The sequence below is a fragment of the Pseudomonas sp. F2 genome, assembly GCF_057174385.1.
Genome location: NZ_CM169904.1, coordinates 2,846,529 through 2,860,451, shown reverse-complemented (window position 1 = coordinate 2,860,451; position 13,923 = coordinate 2,846,529). Strand labels below are relative to the sequence as shown.

15 protein-coding genes are annotated in these 13,923 nt (G+C 61.6%); 6 read left to right on the top strand and 9 right to left on the bottom strand.

Features of this window, described 5'->3' with window-relative positions:
* The first annotated feature begins 12 nt into the window (after window positions 1–12).
* Together AC193Q_RS12740 and AC193Q_RS12735 are read left to right on the top strand one after the other, a co-directional pair.
* A complete protein-coding gene (locus tag AC193Q_RS12740) occupies window positions 13–1,347 on the top strand; it encodes a dicarboxylate/amino acid:cation symporter (RefSeq protein WP_041067561.1) in 1,335 nt (444 codons plus the stop codon).
* A 256-nt stretch (window positions 1,348–1,603) separates the two neighbouring features.
* A complete protein-coding gene (locus AC193Q_RS12735) occupies window positions 1,604–2,785 on the top strand; it encodes a CaiB/BaiF CoA transferase family protein (RefSeq protein WP_483879585.1) in 1,182 nt (393 codons plus the stop codon).
* A gap of 98 nt (window positions 2,786–2,883) precedes the next feature.
* Here AC193Q_RS12735 and AC193Q_RS12730 read toward each other — a convergent pair whose 3' ends face one another.
* Together AC193Q_RS12730 and AC193Q_RS12725 are read right to left on the bottom strand one after the other, a co-directional pair.
* Window positions 2,884–3,378, bottom strand: coding sequence for a SprT family zinc-dependent metalloprotease (locus AC193Q_RS12730; protein ID WP_047295796.1), 495 nt, complete (start codon window positions 3,376–3,378; stop codon window positions 2,884–2,886).
* A gap of 149 nt (window positions 3,379–3,527) precedes the next feature.
* On the bottom strand, window positions 3,528–4,130 hold the full coding sequence (locus AC193Q_RS12725) for a Yip1 family protein (RefSeq protein ID WP_053122787.1): 603 nt from the start codon (window positions 4,128–4,130) through the stop codon (window positions 3,528–3,530).
* 443 nt (window positions 4,131–4,573) lie between these two features.
* On the opposite strand from AC193Q_RS12725, the gene ttcA reads away from it, so the two are divergent.
* Window positions 4,574–5,398 carry a tRNA 2-thiocytidine(32) synthetase TtcA gene (ttcA, locus tag AC193Q_RS12720; RefSeq protein WP_041067551.1) on the top strand — a complete coding sequence of 275 codons (825 nt, stop codon included), beginning with the start codon at window positions 4,574–4,576 and terminating at the stop codon, window positions 5,396–5,398.
* Window positions 5,399–5,566: 168 nt separating this feature from the next.
* Window positions 5,567–6,241: a DNA-3-methyladenine glycosylase I gene (locus tag AC193Q_RS12715; protein ID WP_121186706.1), complete on the top strand. Its 675-nt coding sequence runs from the start codon at window positions 5,567–5,569 to the stop codon at window positions 6,239–6,241.
* 113 nt (window positions 6,242–6,354) lie between these two features.
* On the opposite strand, the gene AC193Q_RS12710 is transcribed toward AC193Q_RS12715, so the two are convergent.
* Genes AC193Q_RS12710 through arsC form a run of 3 tightly spaced genes read right to left on the bottom strand, consistent with a single transcriptional unit; the run spans window position 6,355 to window position 7,729 of the window.
* Window positions 6,355–6,780: a DUF2069 domain-containing protein gene (locus AC193Q_RS12710; protein ID WP_121186704.1), complete on the bottom strand. Its 426-nt coding sequence runs from the start codon at window positions 6,778–6,780 to the stop codon at window positions 6,355–6,357.
* Between the two features lie 2 nt (window positions 6,781–6,782).
* Window positions 6,783–7,379, bottom strand: coding sequence for an NAD(P)H:quinone oxidoreductase (gene wrbA / locus AC193Q_RS12705; protein ID WP_483879584.1), 597 nt, complete (start codon window positions 7,377–7,379; stop codon window positions 6,783–6,785).
* Window positions 7,376–7,729: an arsenate reductase (glutaredoxin) gene (gene arsC / locus AC193Q_RS12700; protein ID WP_483879583.1), complete on the bottom strand. Its 354-nt coding sequence runs from the start codon at window positions 7,727–7,729 to the stop codon at window positions 7,376–7,378. Before arsC ends, wrbA begins: the two co-directional genes overlap by 4 nt.
* Window positions 7,730–7,843: 114 nt before the next feature.
* Between arsC and AC193Q_RS12695 the strand changes: the two genes are divergently transcribed.
* Window positions 7,844–8,311 carry a TlpA disulfide reductase family protein gene (locus tag AC193Q_RS12695; RefSeq protein ID WP_041067536.1) on the top strand — a complete coding sequence of 156 codons (468 nt, stop codon included), beginning with the start codon at window positions 7,844–7,846 and terminating at the stop codon, window positions 8,309–8,311.
* Window positions 8,312–8,489: 178 nt separating this feature from the next.
* On the opposite strand, the gene AC193Q_RS12690 is transcribed toward AC193Q_RS12695, so the two are convergent.
* Window positions 8,490–8,894, bottom strand: coding sequence for an META domain-containing protein (locus tag AC193Q_RS12690; RefSeq protein ID WP_047295783.1), 405 nt, complete (start codon window positions 8,892–8,894; stop codon window positions 8,490–8,492).
* Entirely contained in the window at window positions 8,894–9,328 is a 435-nt protein-coding gene (locus tag AC193Q_RS12685; RefSeq protein WP_041067531.1) for a hypothetical protein, read from the bottom strand. Before AC193Q_RS12685 ends, AC193Q_RS12690 begins: the two co-directional genes overlap by 1 nt.
* Window positions 9,329–9,461: 133 nt before the next feature.
* Here AC193Q_RS12685 and AC193Q_RS12680 point away from each other — a divergent pair, with 133 nt between their 5' ends.
* Window positions 9,462–9,908 carry a hypothetical protein gene (locus tag AC193Q_RS12680; protein WP_483879582.1) on the top strand — a complete coding sequence of 149 codons (447 nt, stop codon included), beginning with the start codon at window positions 9,462–9,464 and terminating at the stop codon, window positions 9,906–9,908.
* Window positions 9,909–9,920: 12 nt separating this feature from the next.
* Here the strand turns inward: AC193Q_RS12680 and AC193Q_RS12675 are convergent, their stop codons facing one another.
* Together AC193Q_RS12675 and AC193Q_RS12670 are read right to left on the bottom strand one after the other, a co-directional pair.
* Window positions 9,921–10,910: a 2-hydroxyacid dehydrogenase gene (locus tag AC193Q_RS12675; protein ID WP_121186698.1), complete on the bottom strand. Its 990-nt coding sequence runs from the start codon at window positions 10,908–10,910 to the stop codon at window positions 9,921–9,923.
* Between the two features lie 83 nt (window positions 10,911–10,993).
* Window positions 10,994–13,747 carry a response regulator gene (locus AC193Q_RS12670; RefSeq protein WP_095669292.1) on the bottom strand — a complete coding sequence of 918 codons (2,754 nt, stop codon included), beginning with the start codon at window positions 13,745–13,747 and terminating at the stop codon, window positions 10,994–10,996.
* Between the last annotated feature and the right edge of the window lie 176 nt (window positions 13,748–13,923).

Sequence of the window (13,923 nt, the reverse complement as noted above, 5' to 3'; positions counted from 1 at the left end):
AGGACACTTGCAATGACGACTCGTCAGCCACTGTACAAATCCCTGTATTTCCAGGTGATCGTCGCGATCATCATCGGTATTGCCCTTGGTCACTACTACCCGCAGTTCGGTGTGGCGGTTAAGCCGCTGGGCGACGGGTTCATCAAGCTGATCAAAATGATCATCGCCCCGATCATCTTCTGCACCGTGGTCAGCGGCATTGCTGGCATGCAAAGCATGAAATCGGTCGGCAAGACCGGCGGTTACGCACTCCTGTACTTCGAAATCGTTTCGACCATCGCCCTGCTGGTCGGTCTGATCGTGGTCAACATCGTGCAGCCGGGCAACGGCATGCACATTGACGTCAGCACCCTGGACGCCTCGAAAGTCGCCACTTATGTGCAGCAAGGCGCAGACCAGAGCGTTGTCGGCTTCCTGCTCAACGTGATCCCGACCACCATCGTCGGCGCGTTCGCCACCGGTGACATCCTGCAAGTGCTGATGTTCTCGGTGATCTTCGGTTTTGCCCTGCACCGCCTGGGTGACTACGGCCGTCCGATCCTCGACTTCATCGATCGCTTCGCTCACGTGATGTTCAACATCATCAACATGATCATGAAGCTCGCGCCAATCGGTGCCTTCGGTGCGATGGCGTTCACCATCGGTGCCTACGGTGTCGGCTCGCTGGTGCAGCTGGGTCAACTGATGGCCTGCTTCTACATCACCTGCCTGGCGTTCATCCTGATCGTGCTGGGCGCCATCGCCCGTATGCACGGCTTCAGCGTGCTGAAGATGATCCGTTACATCCGTGAAGAGCTGCTGATCGTACTGGGCACTTCCTCGTCGGAATCGGTACTGCCACGCATGCTGATCAAGATGGAACGTCTGGGCGCGAAGAAATCCGTCGTGGGTCTGGTGATCCCGACCGGTTACTCGTTCAACCTCGACGGTACCGCGATCTACCTGACCATGGCCGCCGTGTTCATTGCTCAGGCCACCGACACGCACATGGACATCACGCACCAGATCACCCTGCTGGTGGTATTGCTGCTGTCGTCCAAAGGCGCCGCCGGTGTGACCGGTTCGGGCTTCATCGTGCTGGCCGCCACCCTGTCGGCGGTCGGTCACCTGCCGGTTGCCGGTCTGGCGCTGATCCTCGGTATCGACCGCTTCATGTCCGAAGCCCGCGCCCTGACCAACCTGGTCGGCAACGCCGTGGCGACCATCGTGGTTGCCAAGTGGGTGAAAGAGCTGGACACCGACGTGCTGCAAGCCGAGCTGGCTTCGGGTGGTCGCGGTATTGCTGACACCCGTCCGGAAGACGACCTGGGTGTGGCTGAAGGTGCTACCCCGAGCAACGTCAAGTAATCTGAATTGGCTCCAGTGTAATGCTGGAGCCTGATAACCCTTGTGGTGAGGGGATTTATCCCCGATGGGTCGCGAGGCGGCCCCTTCTTAGATAGAAGGGGACTGCTGCGCAGTCCATCGGGGATAAATCCCCTCGCTACAGGGGTTTTTTATTGCCTGCGATTTGAGCATTACGGTCACTGCCGCTGATGCATCCGGTGATTGCCGTGCGCGGCATCGCTGCCTAGTCTGAGTGCATCGCCCAAGGAGTTCGCCCATGTCCGCACCGCTGGCCTCACTGAAGATCCTGGATTTCTCGACCCTGCTACCGGGGCCATTCGCCTCGCTGTTGCTGGCCGACATGGGCGCCGAAGTGCTGCGCATCGAGTCGCCCACGCGCATGGACCTGTTGCGGGTGCTGCCGCCGCACGATCAAGGGGGGTCCGCCAGCCACGCTTACCTCAATCGCAACAAGCGCAGTCTGGCGCTGGATCTCAAGCAGCCCGAGGCACTGGAAGTGGTCAAGCAGCTGCTGACCGATTACGACATTGTCCTGGAGCAGTTCCGTCCCGGGGTGATGGAGCGTCTGGGCCTGGGTTACGAGGCGCTGAAGGCGATCAACCCGAAGCTGATTTACGTGTCGATCACCGGCTATGGCCAGACCGGCCCGTACAAGGATCGCGCCGGGCATGACATCAATTATCTGGCGCTGGCCGGGCTCTCCAGCTACACCGGACGCACCGACAGCGGGCCGTTGCCGTTGGGCATGCAGGTGGCGGATATCGCGGGCGGTTCGCTGCATGGGGTGATCGGCCTGCTGGCGGCGGTCATCGCCCGGCAGCAGAGCGGGCAGGGCACGCATCTGGACGTGAGCATGACCGATTGCGCCTTCAGCCTGAACGCCATGGCCGGTGCCGGGTATCTGGCCTGTGGCGAGGAACCGCACTGGGAAGACCAGATGCTCAATGGCGGCAGCTTCTATGACTATTACCGCTCGCGCGACGGGCGCTGGCTGTCGGTGGGCAGTCTGGAACCGGGGTTCATGCAGCAACTGTGCGCGGCGTTGGGCCGGCCGGAGCTGGCGGCGCAGGGCTTGTCGCCGAAACCCGAACAGCAACGGTTATTGAAGGATGCGCTGAAAGTCGAGTTCGAGAGGCACGACTTTGCCGAGCTGTGCGAATTGTTCGCCGGAGTCGATGCCTGTGTCGAACCGGTCTTGAACCTGAGCGAGGCGGTGCAGCATCCGCAATTGCAGGCACGGGAGCTGGTGACCCAGGTGCCGCGTGGCGACGGTACGAAACAGGCGCAGATGGCCTGTCCGCTGAAATTTTCCGAGCCACTGCCGGCGCCGCGGCATGTTGGCGCGAAGTTGGGACAGCACACGGAGCAGGTGCTGGGGGAGTTGGGGTTTGATGCTGAGCGGATTGCTCAATTGCGGGCAGCCAAGGTGATTCTCTAGCGTCTGTACCGGCCTCTTCGCGAGCAGGCTCGCTCCCACATTTCCTTGTGGGAGCGAGCCTGCTCGCGAAGGGCCAGTCGGGGCAATACAAAAACCGCCTATTCCACCCGCATCTCACCACTGAACACCAAGGTGTTGCGACAGCGCCGGCACAAATACCGCCGCCCCTGGCGCACCAGGCCATGACGCTGCGCCGAAAACGGAAAATCACTGTCGGCGCACGGGCATTTGTAAATATAGCGGGTCACGCTGCGGCGTTTCACGGCGTAGGTGTGGCAACGATCCGGTGGCAGTTCATAAACCCCGCGCATGATCAGTTGCCACTCCTCGCCGTGCGGCTGGATGCGGTCGCCGAACAGTTGATGGGCGATCAGGTGCGCGACTTCATGGGCCACGGTCTGCTTGAGGAAGTGTTCGGTGTTTTCCCGGTACAGCTGCGGGTTGAAGCGCAGCAGGTTCTCGTGCAGATGCGCGACACCGGCTTTTTGCCCGCGCAGCTTGAGGCTGACGACCGGGCGTTGGAAATGACGTTTGAAAAAGGCTTCAGCGAGTTGGTAACAGTCTTCGACGCGGGTATTGAGTTGCTCGGGCATGCTTGATGGATCTCCAGAGGCGTCGAGTATGCCGCAACCTCCAGGACTTGCGAATCGTTGACCTGCCGAATGGTCATGCGCCAAACGAGAAGGCCGCCTTGCGGCGGCCTGTATTGGCAGATCTTGTTTTTCTCGGGGGATGAAACCTGTCAGTTGGTGTACACCGGTCCTACGCCGAGGCCCCAGACAATCACGGTGAACGCCATGATGGCCACTAGCACCACCAGACCCACCGCCAGCACCGAGCTGGAAAACAGGAAGCCTTCGTCCGACGGTATGTTCATGAACGTCGGCAGCCCCACGTACAGCAGATACACCGTGTAGCAGATGGCCGCCGTGCCGACGATCATCCCCAGCCACATATGCGGATACAGCGCCGCCAGCCCGCCAACGAACAACGGCGTCGCGGTGTAGGTGGCGAACGCCACGCAACGCGCCAGGCTTGGATTGGCGTCATACGTGCGGGCCATCCAGTGCACAAAGGCGCCCATCACCGCGACCCCGCCGAGCATCGCCAGGTACGACATCACCGTCATCCAGATCGCGCTTTCGACGGTGAGCATCACCGGTGCGCGGTTGCCGATCACCCAGCCAACCTGAGTGGTGCCGATAAACGCCGAAATGGCCGGAATCGCCGCCAGGATCAGCGTGTGCGTCAGGTACATGTGGCTGATGCTTTCCTCTTGGTCGCCACGGATTTCCTTCCATTCCTGATCGGGGTGGGTAAAAAGTCCCACTACGTGATGGATCATGCCAGTCACTCCTCTTGTTATTGCCATCGCCCCCCAACGGAGCGCCTACGGGCCAAGGTGGCCGAGCAAATTCAGGTCTTCAGATGTGTGCGACCTTATGTCGCAGTATAGAAAGGACTTAACCGCACAGGGACTAGGGGCTTAGAGCAAATTGCGCTGTAAACACGGGGCGTAATCGCGGCAGGGTCTTGCGCATTTGAGGCTGGGTCACCTCTGTGGCGAGGGAGCTTGCTCCCGCTCGGCTGCGCAGCAGTCGCCAATCCTTGCTGTTCGGTGAGTCAGGAAAATAGCGGCTGCAGGTTTGGGGGCGCTTCGCACCCCAGCGGGAGCAAGCTCCCTCGCCACAGGGGATCGGTTGAAAGGGACAGACCCACGGCCCTTCGCGCTCCCTGGGTTTTTGCGTAAAATGCCCGCCTTTCGTCACACCTCACGGATTTCGCGTCATGGGCACTCTTACGGTCAACCAGAACAAACTGCAAAAGCGCCTGCGCCGCCTGGCCGGCGAAGCGGTCGCCGATTTCAACATGATTGAAGACGGCGACAAGGTCATGGTCTGCCTGTCCGGGGGCAAGGACAGCTACACCATGCTCGACGTGCTGCTGCACCTGCAGAAGGTTGCACCGATCAAGTTCGAGATCGTCGCGGTGAACATGGACCAGAAGCAGCCGGGTTTCCCCGAGCACGTGCTGCCGGCCTACCTGAAAGAGCTGGGCGTCGAGTACCACATCGTCGAGAAAGACACTTACTCGGTGGTCAAGGAATTGATTCCCGAAGGCAAGACCACCTGCTCGCTTTGCTCGCGCCTGCGTCGCGGCACGCTGTACACCTTTGCCGACGAAATCGGCGCGACCAAAATGGCCCTCGGTCACCATCGCGATGACATCGTCGAGACGTTCTTCCTCAACATGTTCTTCAACGGCACCCTCAAGGCGATGCCGCCGAAGCTGCGCGCCGACGACGGGCGCAACGTGGTGATCCGTCCGCTGGCCTACTGCAACGAGAAAGACATCCAGGCCTACTCGGACTTCAAGGAATTCCCGATCATCCCGTGCAACCTCTGCGGTTCGCAGGAAAACCTGCAGCGTCAGGTGGTCAAGGAAATGCTTCAGGACTGGGAGCGCAAGACTCCGGGCCGCACTGAAAGCATCTTCCGCAGTCTGCAGAACGTCGTGCCGTCGCAACTGGCCGACCGCAACCTGTTCGACTTCACCAGCCTGAAGATCGACGAGACCGCGGCTTCGCGCTTCGTTAACGTCGTCAACCTGTAAACCCCTTCCCTGTGGGAGCGAGCCCTGTGGTGAGGGGATTTATCCCCGATGGGGCGCGAAGCGTCCCCAGAAAAGCTGGGGCTGCTGCGCAGCCCATCGGGGATAAATCCCCTCACCACAGGGCCTGCCCCCACATGGGGTTTTTCGTTTCATTCAATAGGAGAGGGCATGCGCGATTACAAGTGGCTGCACGAATACTGTCTGAACCGCTTCGGTTCGGCGGCTGAACTGGAAGCCCATCTGCCCGTTCCCAAGACCCCCGCGCAATTGCGCAAAATCAGCGACGACCGCTACCTCTCGACCATGGCCTTGCGCGTCTTTCGCGCCGGCCTCAAGCACAGCCTGGTGGACGCCAAGTGGCCGGCTTTCGAAGAGGTGTTCTTCAAGTTCGATCCGGAAAAAGTCGTGCTGATGAGCGCCGAACATCTTGAACGCCTGATGCAGGACGCGCGCATTATCCGCCACCTGGGCAAGCTCAAGAGCGTGCCGCGCAATGCGCAGTTCATTCTCGATGTCGAGCAGGAGAAGGGCAGTTTCGGCGCGCTGATCGCCGACTGGCCGGTGACCGATATCGTCGGTCTGTGGACTTACCTGAAAAAACACGGAAGTCAGTTAGGTGGGCTGTCGGCGCCGCGCTTCCTGCGCATGGTCGGCAAGGACACCTTCGTGCCGAGCTATGACGTGGTCGCGGCGCTGAATGCGCAGAAGATCGTCGACAAGGTGCCGACCAGCCTGCGTGATCTGGCGATTGTGCAGAACGCGTTCAATCAGTGGCATGAACAGAGTGGCGGGCGGCCGATGAGCCAGATTTCGATGATGCTGGCGTACACCGTCAATCATTGACATCGAGTTGCTTCAATCGCTGGCAAGCCAGCTCCCACAGGATCCTTGTTGAAACACAATTTTGTGATCGACACAAAAACGGTGGGAGCTGGCTTGCCAGCGATAGCGATCTGTCAGGCGACAGAGACTTCGCCCTCGCCAGCCAGCTTGCGATTCAACTGATACCGCCACCGCACATACAGCAGCGCCGAGCAGAACAGCGCCAGGCTCGCGACCATCTCCAGCACGCCAAACAGCTGCCGGTTCGGGTCATAGGCCGCCAGTGCGCCTTTGATGAAATACAGATTCACCACAAAGCACATCCACGAGTGCGCACGTGCGTTGCCCATCAGCATCCCCGGCGCGAGGATCAGCCACGGGATCAGCTCGACCAGCAGAATCACCCAGGGTCGGGCGCCATGCAGGTCGGCAAACACCAGGTAGTAAACGGCGAGCAGCCCGGCGAGGCCGAAGAAGCACAGCAGGCTGACGACCCGCATCGCCTTGACGCGGGGTTCGAGCCACTCGACAGAGGGCAGGACTTTCGGCTTCTTCGCCACCCTCAGCCCTCCAGTTTCTGCGCGGTCTTGGCCAGACGCAGGCCAAGGGCACGACACAGCGCCATCTCATGCGGATCCAGACCTTTTTTGCCATCGGTCCCGGCGTGATGACTGGCGCCATACGGCGTACCGCCGCCCTGGGTTTCCAGCAGCGCCGACTCGCTGTACGGCAGGCCGGTGATCAGCATGCCGTGGTGCAACAACGGCAGCATCATCGACAACAAAGTGGTTTCCTGGCCGCCGTGCAGGCTGGCGGTGGAGGTGAACACGCCAGCGGGTTTGCCGACCAGTGCACCGGTCAGCCACAGATTGCTGGTGCCATCGAGGAAATACTTCAGCGGTGCGGCCATGTTGCCGAAGCGCGTCGGGCTGCCCAGCGCCAGACCCGCGCAATTCTTCAGGTCATCGAGCGTGGCATACAACGCGCCTTCATCCGGGATGTCCGGCGATACGGCTTCGCATTCGGTGGAAATGGCTGGCACCGTACGCAAGCGCGCTTCGAGACCCGCCTGTTCGACACCGCGCGCAATCTGCCGCGCCATCTCATTGGTCGCGCCGTTGCGGCTGTAATACAGCACCAGAATATAGGGCGCGCTCACGGCAACAGCTCCAGCACATTTTCCGGCGGACGACCGATCACGGCCTTGTTGCCGACTTCAAGAATTGGCCGCTCCATCAGTTTTGGGTGCTGGGCGATGGCGTCGATCAATTGCGCTTCGCTGAGGCTTTCGTCAGCCAGCTGAAGCATTTTGTATTCATCTTCTCCGGTGCGCAGCAACTGACGCGCGCTGATCCCGAGCTTGCCGAGCAGTGCCTTGATTTGCACCGCATTCAGCGGGGTTTCGAGGTAACGCACCGCGTTCGGGGTCAGGCCACGGGCCTCAAGAAGTTCCAGCGCGCCGCGGGATTTCGAGCAGCGCGGATTGTGATAAAGCGTCAGATCGGTCATGGCAGGTCGCTTCTGGCGTAAAGTGGCGGCTATTCTAACTGTGCAGCGCGCAATCCAGAACCTTCAGAGGCAACGGGTCGCAGGCGCCTTCAATTTTTGACCAGGGAACATGACATGACACGGCGATTGGCAGCGGCATTGACGATAATCGGGGCGTTGATGCTGGGGGGCTGCGGCAACGACTACGGCATTGACCAGAATGGTCAGAAAGTGGCGTCCGAGCGTCTGGACAAGCAATGGGTAGTGCTCAACTACTGGGCCGAATGGTGTGGCCCGTGCCGCACTGAAATCCCGGAGCTCAATCATTTGGCGGACGAACTCAAGAGCAAGAATGTCGGTGTGTTCGGGGTGAACTTCGACAACGTCCAGGGTGAAGACCTGAAGAGCGCCAGCGAGAAACTCGGCATCAAATTCACCGTGCTGGCGCAGGATCCGGCCGACCTGTTCGACCTGCCGCGCAGTGAGGCCTTGCCGGTGACCTACATCATCGACAACAAGGGCAAGGTGCGTGAGCAGTTGATGGGTGAGCAGACGGCGGCGGGGGTGATGGCGAAGCTGGAGGCGTTGCAGGCGACAAAGTAGGGCAAGTGAGGTCTTGTGGTGAGGGGATTTAGCGAAACGTCGCACCGCCCCGATGGGCTGCGCAGCAGCCCTGAAACCCGAGAGCTCGGTTTACCCTGACCCTCCGAAGGGGGGGCGCTCCGCGCCCCATCGGGGATAAATCCCCTCACCACAGGGTAGTCTCAGCAGCAGGAGGGGGTTAACCCTCTTCCAGCCACCAACGCAACGGCTTGCCTTGCGCTGGCCAGAAGCGCATCTGCTCGATCGGGGAGATGTCCCAGCGCTCAACGCCTTGCAGCGCCTGCAGGAAGCGTTGTTCCTGCTCCATCAGCGCCGGGGCGCAGAGTTTGCGGGTCTTGCCGATCGGGCCGAAGCTCAGCTTGTCGCCGTCGAGGGTGTACGGCGCGAACCAGTGGTTGCAGCCGCCATTGCCGTAAGCACGACCATCGTCGCCGAGGGTCACGGTCAGGTGGCTGTAATCCATTAAGGGCCGCTCGCCGATCCATTCCAGAATGTAGCTGCGGTTCTGCTGCAATTGCACAGGCTCTGCGGCGCAGCCCACCAGACCGGCACCGACCAGCAGCGGCAGGGCAAGGCGTTTCATTACGCAGGCTCCTGGCATTTCGGGCACAGGTGCTTGTCGCCGACGGCTTTCCAGCCCAGCTCGGCGATGCGCGCGGTGGCGGCCGGCTTCTCGGCGCTCTTGCCCAGCTTGGCGTCCACGGCGAACTCGAAGTTCAGTTCTTTGGCGCAGCTGTCGCAGTTGACCTGCCAGGTGTGGATCGCCAGTTCGCCGAACACCGGGCCGGTGGTCATCGCGGTCCATTGTCCCGGCGGATTGATCAGGTGGCGCACAGTGTCGACGGTCAGGCGCATGGACAAGTCCTTGCTGCCTTTGAGCGTGACCAACAGGACGTCACCGTTGCGAATCGAGCCACCATTGCCGGTGACCTGATAGCGGCCCGGTACGAGGGCGCGGCATTCGGTGAGGGTGTGTTGCGGGTTCATCAGGGTGTAGCGGAAATCGTGTTCGACCATGGGTCCTCCAAATCTGCGCGACATGCTAGCACGGGCTGGATTGCAGGATGGCGTACGCGTGCGACCTTCGATCCGGTTCAAATCGGTTGGCGCTCATGGCAAACTGCCGCCCTTCAATCTGAGGGAACGGAACATGGCGCTGATCGAATGTTATGAATGCAAGCGGAGCATCAGCTCCGAAGCCAAGGCGTGCATTCATTGTGGCGCTCCGATGGCGGAGCAGCATGACCACAACTCGCCGCAGGCGACGGCAGCCGCCGCGACGATTTCATTCGGCAGCCTGCCGCGCAACAAATCCGTGCCCGACGCCTTTGTTCCGCCGCCAGCTCCGGAGCCGGCGCCGAAAGTGACACCGGCCGCTGTCGGCCGGCGCCGTCGGCAGCCCGAGCCCGCGCCGCAGCCTCAGGCCAACGCTGATGGTTCGCGTCCGGTGGAAGGCTGGTTGAAGATCATGGTGTTTCTGTTGCCGATGGTCTTTGTCTGGTTCCTGCTGCGCAACGGCCACTCGATGAAACAGCGCTTTTTCGGGTTCGGCTGGCTGGCGTTGCTGATCCTCGCTTCTTCGCTGTCGCCGAAATAAACCGGCAAGCCTTCAACCTTCGACCTGGTTCTGCGGCGTGCCTGCGGCCCAGGTCGCGATGTTGTGCAGGGTGGTCGCGGCAATCGCACCCAAGGCTTCATGGGTCAGGAACGCCTGATGCGCGGTGATGATCACGTTCGGAAACGTCAGTAACCGCGCCAGCACGTCGTCCTGCAGCGGCAGGTCGCTGCGATCCTCGAAAAACAGCTGCGCCTCTTCCTCATAGACATCCAGTCCCAGATAGCCCAATTGGCCGTCCTTCAGTGCATCGATCAACGCCGGTGTGTCCACCAGGCCGCCGCGCCCGGTGTTGATCAGCATCGCCCCCGGTTGCAGATGGGCCAGTGACTCACGGTTGATCAAGTGTTTGCTTTGCGCATTGAGCGGGCAATGCAGGCTGATGATCCGCGACTGTGCGAGCAGCTCCGGCAGGCTCAGATACTGCGCGCCCAAAGCCACAACCTCCGGATTTGGATACGGATCGTAGGCCAGCAACTGACAACCGAAACCGTGCATGATTTTCGCGAACGTCGCGCCGATCTGCCCGGTGCCAACGATGCCGACCGTTTTGCCCACCAGATCGAAACCGGTCAGGCCGTGCAGGGTGAAATCGCCTTCGCGGGTGCGGTTGTAGGCGCGGTGCAGGCGCCGGTTGAGCGCCAGAATCAGCGCCACCGCGTGTTCGGCCACCGCATGTGGTGAATAGGCCGGCACCCGCACCACGGCCAACCCGAGGCGTTTCGCCGCGAGCAGATCGACATGGTTGTAGCCCGCCGAACGCAGGGCGATCAGGCGCGTGCCTCCGGCCGCCAGACGCTCCAGCACTGGCGCACTGAGATCGTCATTGATGAAGGCGCAGACCACCTCGTGGTGCTCGGCCAGGGCGGCGGTGTCGAGACTGAGCCGGGCCTGCTGAAAGTGCAGTTCTATCCCGCCCGGGCAATCGACGGCGAGGAAACTGTCGCGGTCGTAGGTCTGGCTGCTGAAAACGAGCGTGCGCATGTATTCCTCCTGGAACGGGGTGGCGAGTCAATGTTGACCACCACCACTTTATCGGCGGTTGCCAACGCCGGTATTGCCATGGGTCAGGCGCTGATTCTGGCCTGGGTCGCGAGGCGATTGATCGCCCGCTCCAATTCCTCCAACGCCGCCGGTGCTTTCGGATCGCCCTGTTTGAGCAGGGTTTCGCTGCGCTGGCAGGCCGCGCGCAATTGCGGCACGCCGCAATACCGGGTCGCGCCGTGCAGGCGATGCACACGCTCGATCAGTGCATTGTGATCGCGGGCTTCACTGGCGGCGCGAATCGCTTCGCGGTCGGCTTCCAGCGAGGCAAGCAGCATCGCCAGCATGTCCGCCGCCAGATCGGCCTTGCCGGCGGCCAGGCGCAAGCCTTCTTCGTGGTCGATCACGGGCAGTTCGTTGCTGCCCGTCGCACTCTCGCTGGCGCGCTCCGCGCCTTGATTGCGCAAGGCCAGCCCCGTCCATTTCAGCACCACTTGCGCCAGTTGCCGCTCGCTGATCGGTTTGGTCAGGTAGTCGTCCATGCCGCTTTGCAGCAAGGCGCGTTTTTCGTTGGCCATGGCGTGGGCGGTGAGGGCGACGATCGGCAGCGGTGTGCAATGCCGTTCGCTTTCCCACTGGCGGATGGTTTCGGTGGTCTGGCGTCCGTCCATGCCCGGCATCTGCACGTCCATCAGCACCAGATCGAAGGATTCGCTCTGCACTGCCTTGACCGCCGCGTAGCCGCTTTCCACGGCCAGCACCTTGGCGCCCATGTCTTCGAGCAGGGTCTGCACCAGCAACAGGTTGGCCGGATTGTCGTCGACGCACAGCACTTTCGGAGCACGGCTCGACAGCGGTTCGCCCGGCTCACTGCGCGGCTGGCGCGGGTTGGCCAGATCCGCCAGCGCCCGACGCAATTTGCGCGTGCAGGCCGGTTTGGCCTGGAGCTGACTGTGCGGGTTGGGCACCGAGAGATGGAACAGCGTCTGTTCGGTGGTCGGGCACAGCACCAGCACTTTGCAACCGAGGTGTTCGAGATCCCAGATGTGCTGGTTCAGGCGCTCCGGGAGCATGTCGTTGCTGGTGATGCCGAGCACCGCAAGGTCGATCGCCTGATCGGTCTGGTGCGCGCCGGTGACCCCGTTGGTCAGGCTCTCCAGCGTATTGAATGGCGTGACATCGAGGCCACAGTCTTCCAGTTGATGCTGCAAGGCCTGGCGCGCCAGTTCGTGATTTTCCAGCACCGCCACGCGGCGTCCGAGCAGCGGTGGGGCCGGCAAATCTTCGGTGTCGTCGCGGGTTTTCGGCAGGCTCAGGCTGATCCAGAACTCCGAGCCTTCGCCCGGGGTGCTGTCGACGCCGATTTCGCCGCCCATCTGTTCGATCAGGCGCTTGGAAATCACCAGACCCAGACCGGTGCCGCCGGGCTGGCGCGACAGCGAGTTGTCGGCCTGACTGAATGCCTGGAACAACGCGCGCACATCCTGACTCGACAGGCCGATGCCGGTGTCCTGAATGCTGATGCGCAGTTGCACGCTGTCTTCGTGTTCTTCCTCAAGCATGGCGCGCGCGACGATGGTGCCTTCGCGGGTGAACTTGATCGCGTTGCTGACCAGGTTGGTGAGGATCTGTTTCAGCCGCAGCGGGTCACCGACCAGCGACAGCGGCGTGTCGCGATAGACCAGGCTCACCAGCTCCAACTGCTTGGCGTGCGCCGCCGGCGCCAGAATCGTCAGGGTGTCCTGCAACAGGTCGCGCAGGTTGAACGGGATATGATCGAGCACCAGTTTGCCGGCCTCGATCTTCGAGAAGTCGAGGATCTCGTTGATGATCCCGAGCAGGCTGTCGGCGGACTTTTCGATGGTACCCAGATAGTCGAGCTGGCGCGGGGTCAGCTCGCTTTTCTGCAACAGATGCGTGAAGCCGAGAATGCCGTTGAGTGGCGTACGGATTTCGTGGCTCATGTTGGCGAGGAACTCGGATTTGATCCGGCTCGCCTCCAGCGCTTCTTTGCGCGCCAGGTCCAGTTCGATGTTCTGGATCTCGATGGTTTCCAGGTTCTGCCGCACGTCTTCGGTGGCCTGATCGACGCTGTGCTGCAGTTCTTCGCGCGCGTTCTGCAGGGTCCCGGCCATGCGGTTGATGCCCGAGGCCAACTCGTCCAGTTCCTGACTGCCGAGTGGTGGCAGGCGGGTTTCCAGATGACCGTCCTTGAGTTGCGCAACGGCGTGTTTGATCTGGCTCAACGGGCGGTTGATGGTGCGGCCCATGCGCAAGGCGAGCAGGGCCGCGCCGGCGAGGCCCGCGGCGATCAGCAGCAGACTGGCAAACAGACTGCGATAACCGCGCAGCAGCATGCCGTTGTGCGACAGCTCCAGTTCGACCCAGCCGAGCAGGCGCTCGGATTCTTGCGGGATCACGTCGCCGGCGAGGTTGCGATGCTTGCCGAACACCGGCATCAGATAACGTGTGGCGTCATTGCCGCTGCGCCGTTGCAGTTGTGCACTGTCGCCACTGGGGGCTTGATTGAGCATGGTCGGACCGGCGTGCGCCAGCGGTGTGCGATCTGGGGCGAGGAAGGTGACGGCGCGCACGTCAGGCTGTTCCAGCGATTGGGTGGCGATGCGTTCGAGCAGATCGGTGTTGCCGTGGCCCATGGCGGGCGCCACCAATGGTGCCAGTTGCTCGGCGATCATTTCACCGCGCTGCATCAGTTGGGTCTGCAAATCGGACTGTTGCATCCAGGTGAAATAGCCACCGAGCACCAACGCCATCAGGCTGGTGGGCAACAGGGTCAGCAACAATACGCGACCTTTGATTCCCAGTTTCTTGAGCACACCCATCTCCTGCATCCCGCTGAACTGTTGACTCGCACGTGCGTCCGGCACGCGACATTGGCGCAGTGTAGCGATTTGCAGGCAGGCAATCTTCGGAAAAATCATCTCGCCCTCGGCCGCCAGGGCGAGGCGCGTTTGTCCGGCCGGTCAAGCTTGGGTTGCCCGATGGCGGGCAA

Excerpts from the sequence above, each read along its gene's own strand:
- AC193Q_RS12715 (WP_121186706.1), top strand. The coding sequence starts at position 5,567 with ATGCGCGATTACAAGTGGCTGCACGAATACTGTCTGAACCGCTTCGGT.
- AC193Q_RS12730 (WP_047295796.1), bottom strand. The coding sequence starts at position 3,378 with ATGCCCGAGCAACTCAATACCCGCGTCGAAGACTGTTACCAACTCGCT.
- AC193Q_RS12690 (WP_047295783.1), bottom strand. The coding sequence starts at position 8,894 with ATGAAACGCCTTGCCCTGCCGCTGCTGGTCGGTGCCGGTCTGGTGGGC.
- AC193Q_RS12725 (WP_053122787.1), bottom strand. The coding sequence starts at position 4,130 with ATGATCCATCACGTAGTGGGACTTTTTACCCACCCCGATCAGGAATGG.
- AC193Q_RS12740 (WP_041067561.1), top strand. The coding sequence starts at position 13 with ATGACGACTCGTCAGCCACTGTACAAATCCCTGTATTTCCAGGTGATC.
- ttcA (WP_041067551.1), top strand. The coding sequence starts at position 4,574 with ATGGGCACTCTTACGGTCAACCAGAACAAACTGCAAAAGCGCCTGCGC.
- AC193Q_RS12685 (WP_041067531.1), bottom strand. The coding sequence starts at position 9,328 with ATGGTCGAACACGATTTCCGCTACACCCTGATGAACCCGCAACACACC.
- AC193Q_RS12695 (WP_041067536.1), top strand. The coding sequence starts at position 7,844 with ATGACACGGCGATTGGCAGCGGCATTGACGATAATCGGGGCGTTGATG.
- arsC (WP_483879583.1), bottom strand. The coding sequence starts at position 7,729 with ATGACCGATCTGACGCTTTATCACAATCCGCGCTGCTCGAAATCCCGC.
- AC193Q_RS12680 (WP_483879582.1), top strand. The coding sequence starts at position 9,462 with ATGGCGCTGATCGAATGTTATGAATGCAAGCGGAGCATCAGCTCCGAA.
- AC193Q_RS12675 (WP_121186698.1), bottom strand. The coding sequence starts at position 10,910 with ATGCGCACGCTCGTTTTCAGCAGCCAGACCTACGACCGCGACAGTTTC.
- AC193Q_RS12735 (WP_483879585.1), top strand. The coding sequence starts at position 1,604 with ATGTCCGCACCGCTGGCCTCACTGAAGATCCTGGATTTCTCGACCCTG.